Annotated in this window: 4 protein-coding genes; all 4 read right to left on the reverse strand. The window is 63.3% G+C overall.

Annotated features, from left to right (window positions below):
• The coding region (locus BI292_RS08505) for an error-prone DNA polymerase (protein WP_371918715.1) at positions 1-2,683 on the reverse strand (2,683 nt) is incomplete at its 3' end.
• Positions 2,659-4,074, reverse strand: coding sequence for a DNA polymerase Y family protein (locus BI292_RS08510; RefSeq protein ID WP_101207608.1), 1,416 nt, complete (start codon positions 4,072-4,074; stop codon positions 2,659-2,661). The genes BI292_RS08510 and BI292_RS08505, both read right to left, overlap by 25 nt.
• Positions 4,075-4,081: 7 nt before the next feature.
• Positions 4,082-4,699 carry a translesion DNA synthesis-associated protein ImuA gene (imuA, locus tag BI292_RS08515; protein ID WP_092269404.1) on the reverse strand — a complete coding sequence of 206 codons (618 nt, stop codon included), beginning with the start codon at positions 4,697-4,699 and terminating at the stop codon, positions 4,082-4,084.
• The gene (gene lexA / locus BI292_RS08520; RefSeq protein WP_092269407.1) at positions 4,699-5,316 is read right to left on the reverse strand and encodes a transcriptional repressor LexA; all 618 of its coding nucleotides are present in this window, start codon (positions 5,314-5,316) and stop codon (positions 4,699-4,701) included. The genes imuA and lexA overlap by 1 nt, the downstream gene beginning before the upstream one ends.
• Positions 5,317-5,710 lie beyond the last annotated feature (394 nt).

Raw genomic sequence — 5,710 nt, forward strand, 5'->3', positions numbered from 1 at the left:
CCTCTTCCTGACTCGGTAAACCGGCAAACAACCCGAGCTGCTTCTGTACCCCCGCCACTTCCCAGCGCGCCCGATGACGATCCCCGGCCAACCCGCGCAGGGCCCCGGCATCCGCCAATTGCTCCTGGGCGCGGGCGTCGAGTTGCGCACGTTCGCCCAGGTCGGCGACATCGACAAAGGCCCCCCTCGACCGCGCCGCCTCGATGCGTCGGGCATCGTCTTCGCGAAACCCCTTGATCATCCGCAAACCCATGCGAATCGCCGGTTGCGCGCCGCTGATCGGTTCCAGGCTGCAATCCCAGTCGCTGGCGCGCACGTCCACCGGGCGAATCTGCAAATGATGCCGGCGGGCGTCCTGCAGAATCTGGTCCGGGTTGTAAAAACCCATCGGCCAGCTATTGATCAGCGCACAAGCGAACGCCGCAGGTTCGTGGCATTTGAGCCAGCAACTGGCGTAGGTCAGCAGGGCAAAACTGGCGGCGTGAGATTCGGGAAAACCGTAGCTGCCGAAGCCTTTGATCTGTTCGAAAAGCTGCGCGGCGAATTCTGCGGTGTAGCCGTTCTTTTTCATCCCGGCGGCGAGGCGTTCCTTGTGCGGTTCCAGTCCGCCGTGACGTTTCCACGCCGCCATGGAGCGGCGCAACTGATCGGCCTCGCCGGGGCTGTAGTCGGCGGCGACGATGGCGATCTGCATCACCTGTTCCTGAAACAGCGGCACGCCCAAGGTGCGTTTGAGCACCACTTCCAGGGCTGGCGATGGATAGATTTCGGGTTCCTGCTTGTTTCGACGGCGCAGGTACGGGTGCACCATGCCGCCCTGGATCGGCCCCGGACGGACGATCGCCACCTCGATCACCAAGTCATAGAATTCGCGCGGTTTGAGCCGTGGCAGCATCGACATCTGCGCCCGGGATTCAATCTGAAAGACGCCGACCGTGTCCGCCCGGCCAATCATGTCGTAGGTCAGCGAGTCTTCGGCGGGCACCGTCGCCAGGCTCAAGTCCAGATTGCGGTGCCGGCGCAGCAGATCGAAGCAGCGGCGGATTGCGCTGAGCATGCCCAGCGCGAGGATATCGACCTTGAGCAGGCCGACCGCGTCGAGGTCATCCTTGTCCCACTGGATAATCGTGCGCTCGGCCATCGCCGCGTTTTCCACTGGCACCAGCGTGTCCAGCGGCTGCTCGGAAATAACGAAGCCGCCGGGATGCTGGGACAGGTGACGGGGAAAACCGATCAACTGCGCAGTCAGGCTCAACACCCTATGCAGGACCGGGCTCTCGGGGTCAAAACCGCCTTCACGCAAGCGCTCGACGGGCGGCGTCTTGTCGCTCCAGTGACCGCAGCAATCGGCCAGCGCATTCACTTGGTCCGGCGGCAAACCCAATGCCTTGGCGACATCGCGCACCGCGCCAGCCGCGTGATAAGTGCTGACCACCGCGGTCAACGCTGCGCGGCTGCGGCCGTAACGCTGGAACACATACTGCAAAACTTCTTCGCGGCGCTCGTGCTCGAAATCGACGTCGATGTCCGGCGGCTCGTTGCGCTCCTTCGACAGAAAGCGCTCGAACAGCAACGTGGTGCGATCCGGATCGATTTCGGTAATGCCCAAGGCAAAACACACGGCCGAGTTGGCTGCCGAACCACGGCCCTGACAAAGGATTTTCTGTTCGCGGGCGTAACGGACGATGTCGTGAACCGTGAGGAAATAGCTCTCGTAGCCCAGCTCGGCAATCAGCTCCAGCTCTTTATCAATCTGCGCCAGTACCTTGGCTTGCGGCGCCTTGGGCCAGCGCCACTTGATGCCTTCTTCGGTCAAATGCCGCAGCCATGAAGTCGCCGTCTGGCCGTGCGGCACCAACTCGCGGGGGTATTGGTAGCGCAATTGCCCCAGGTCGAACGTGCAGCGCCGGGCAATCACCCGCGTTTCATCGAGCAGCGCTTGCGGATAAATCGATTGCAGCGCGTCGAGGCTGCGCAAATGCCGCTCGCCGTTGGGGTGCAAACGCAAACCCGCCGCCGCCACCGGCAGGTGATGGCGGATCGCGGTCATGGTGTCCTGCAACGCGCGCCGGCCACGGGCGTGCATGTGCACATCGCCGCTGGCCACCGCCGGGATGCGCAACTCTCTGGCCAGCAGCAACAAATCGTTCAAGCGGCGGCTGTCGTCCTGCCCGCAATGCAACTGGACCGCCAGCCACAGGCGTTCGGCAAAGGTCTGCTTGAGCCAATCACCGCTGGCAAAATCATCGACCGCGTCCGGCACCCACAACGCCAACAGCCCCGGCAACGGCTCGCTGAAATCCTCGCGCAGCACTTGGTACTGGCCTTTTTGCGTGCGGCGGCGGGCGCGGGTGATCAAACGGCACAACGCCTGATAACCCTCGAGGTTTTCCACCAGCAGCACCAGCTTCGGCCCGTCCTCGATGCGAATCTCGCTGCCGATGATCAGCGGCAGTTCGACGGATTTCGCCGCTTGCCAGGCCCGGACAATCCCGGACAAGGTGCATTCATCGGTGATCGCCAAGGCCTGATAACCCTGGCGTTTCGCCCGTTGAAACAATTCCAGCGCACTGGATGCGCCGCGCTGGAAGCTGAAGTTCGACAGGCAATGCAGTTCGGCATAGCCGCTACAGTCAGCATATTTGGCAGCGTCGATGCTCATGCGAACCAGCCTTGCAGCCACAGCGGACCGCCCTCACCCACCGCGCGATAAGCCCAGCCCTGTTGGCCGGCGCGGGTCTGGATCAGGTAATAATCGCGGCGCACATCGGCGCCGTCCCACCAACCGGACTCGATGCGTTCCGGGCCCATGAGAATACGCGCCGAGCCTTCGTGGACGGCCATCGGCTCGGTCAGCAGCCAGCCCGGCCGCTGCACCCCCGGCAGCCCGCCGCAGGGCTGGTTGTCGACACTGGTTTGCCACGTGCATTCGGGTCGGTGATCGGCCTGAAAACGTAAACCCTGCACCGCTTCGTCGCCCAACCGCGCCCGCAGGCGTTCGCGTAATTGCTCCCAGGGCAAGGACTGCTGCGGGCGGTCGTCGAACAGTTCCTGACGCTGCGGCACGAAACTCGGCAGGTCTTCGGCAGACAAGCGAAAACCGCGCACCGGAGCCTCGACCTGCACTTGCTCCAAGCGCCCGCGCGCCAGTTCGAAGAGCATCGCCGGATCGCGCTCGGCGCTGAGCAGGCCGACCTTGATCACTGTGTCCGGCAACCCGGCGTGCTCCAGATGCAGGTCGAAACGCTGCACGCCGCTGTCCCGACCGCAAAGGAATGCCGACAGATCGCCGGTCAAGCGACGCAAGGGGAACAGCAGTGCCTGATGGGATTGCACGTCGAAATTGAGTTCGATGCGCACATCAAACCGATCCGGCGGCAGGTAAAACGCCAGGGCCAAGTGGCGTAAACCGAGCAAGGCGTCCAGATGCTTGAGCACCTGGGCCTCGAAACGCCGGGCCAGGGTATGGCGCGGCAATGCCTGAACCTGGCTCAAGGTGCGCAGGCCCATGCGCGACAACGCCGTGGCCACTGAGGATTCGAGGGCGATGCGGTCGACCGGCAATTGCCCCAGGTGATAACGCAAGGCCTGATCGTCCGGCACCACCAGCCCGTCATAGACATTGGCCAGCACCCGCGCCGCCACGGGATTGGGTGCGGCGACGATGCGATGACGAAAGCCCAGTTCGGCGAGTTCGCTGCGCAATCGCGCTTCAAATTGTGGCCACGCGCCGAACAGGCCCAGGCTCGACTCGATTTCAAATACCACGGCACGCGGGTAATGCACGCTGACCTGGGAACTGAAGCGATAGGCCCACGCGGCGAGAAATTGCTGCCAGTGTTCGATTTCGGCGGCGTCGTATTCCGCCGTGACAAAACCTTTGCTCAATGCCTGAGCGGCGGTCATTGACTGGCCGGGGCGCAAACCGAGCGCGCGGGCCGAGGCGTTGACCGCTTGCAACACCCGACGCTGGGCCGGGCCGATCAGCAGCGCCAGCGGCTCATCGGGGTCGGGACGCTGACGCAGTACCGCGTCCAGCGCCAATTGCGGGAAAAGAATGCACACCCAGCGCATGGTAACCTCAATGTCCCATCGCGAAGGCAATCGGCGCCGTGCGCGCCAATCCGCCCCGGCACTTGAGCACTCGCAATTGCGCAGGTTTGGCGTCGATGGCAATGCGCAGCGCTGCCGGCGAGGGGTTGACCGCTTCGGCCATCGAGCGGTAGGCAAACGCCAGGGTCGAGCCGGTTTCCGCTGCTACCTGCAAGCGTCGCAACGCGCGGTCATCGGCCTTGTGCGGCCAACACAGGACCGCGCCGCAACTGCCCGAGCGCAGGCATTGTTCCGCCGCCCACAGGGCATCGCGTTCACTGGCCTGAATGATCGACAACTGGCGCAGATCGACTCCGGCGTTCTGCCAGGCTTGCGGATACGGTACGTAGGGCGGCGCGATCAGCACGATGCGCTCGCCCGCCGCCGCCAGCCGTGCCAGCGCCGGCCACACCAATTGCAATTCGCCGACGCCCTGCCCGCTCAGGAGGATTTCGGTCAGCGCCGCTTCCGGCCAGCCACCGCTCGGCAACGCCGCATCCAGCGCCGCATGCCCGGTGGGTTGCGGGCTGACGGCCGGTGGCGCAGGACGGCCCTTCCAGACCTGGCCGCCATTGAACAGCGTATCCAACGCAACGACGGCGCCCATCATCCTTGCCTCACCAGACCGCAGAACACGCCTTCGATGGCCAGGTCCTGATCGGCATCGACGATGATCGGCTTATAAGCCGGGTTGCGCGGCAGCAGTCGCACGCTGTCGCCGACCCGTTCGAAACGCTTGATGGTGACTTCGCCGTCGAGCCGCGCGACCACGATCTGCCCGTTGTAGGCCTCGGGATTGCGGTGTACGCCTACCAGATCACCGTCGAGGATGCCGTCCTCGATCATCGAGTCGCCCTGGACCCGCAGCATGTAATCCGGGACGCGGGAGAAGATTGCCGGGTCGAACAGCAAACGGCTGTGGACCTCGGCATCGGCACCAATCGGCGCCCCCGCTGCTACGCGACCGAGCACCGGGATGTCCAGCAATTCGGGGCGCGGCGGTTGCCCGAGCAAGCGAATGCCCCGCGCCTGATTCGGGTTGACCTCGATAAAACCGGCTTCGGTCAGCGCCAGCACATGCTTGCGCGCCACGCTGCGCGAGGCAAAACCAAAAGCCTCGCTGATTTCAGCAAGGCTCGGCGACTGACCGTGCTCCGCGATTCGATCACGGATAAAAGTCAGGATGGCAGTACGGCGGGGAGTGAGAGTCGTCATGGAGTACATTTGTACTCTTTCGGCATTTTCCTGGCAATAACCGCCAGTCAGGTGAGGCCTTGGAGAAGCAAGGCTTTCCCCAAGAGCTCGGCCCCTACAGGGGATTTCTGTTGTGCTCAGATTTATGTGCACTGCAAAACAAATGTAGGAGTGAGCCTGCTCGCGATGGCGGCTGAACATTCAACACAGATGCTGAATGTCAGACCGCTATCGCGAGCAAGCTTGATCTGGTCAAGTAATCCTGGACACCAATTACGGTTTTTTCACGCCGCCATTTTCTCCATGGCGACCGGTGACCGGTAATCGTTGTAGCTATGGAGCCTGAAGTTGTTGTAGCGCACCACGTAGCGCTGCAAATCAGCCCGGGCTTCATACTCCGAGCGGTAACCGGCTTCAGGCACCC

It is taken from the genome of Pseudomonas sp. 43NM1 (assembly GCF_002836905.1).
GTDB lineage: Bacteria > Pseudomonadota > Gammaproteobacteria > Pseudomonadales > Pseudomonadaceae > Aquipseudomonas > Aquipseudomonas prosekii.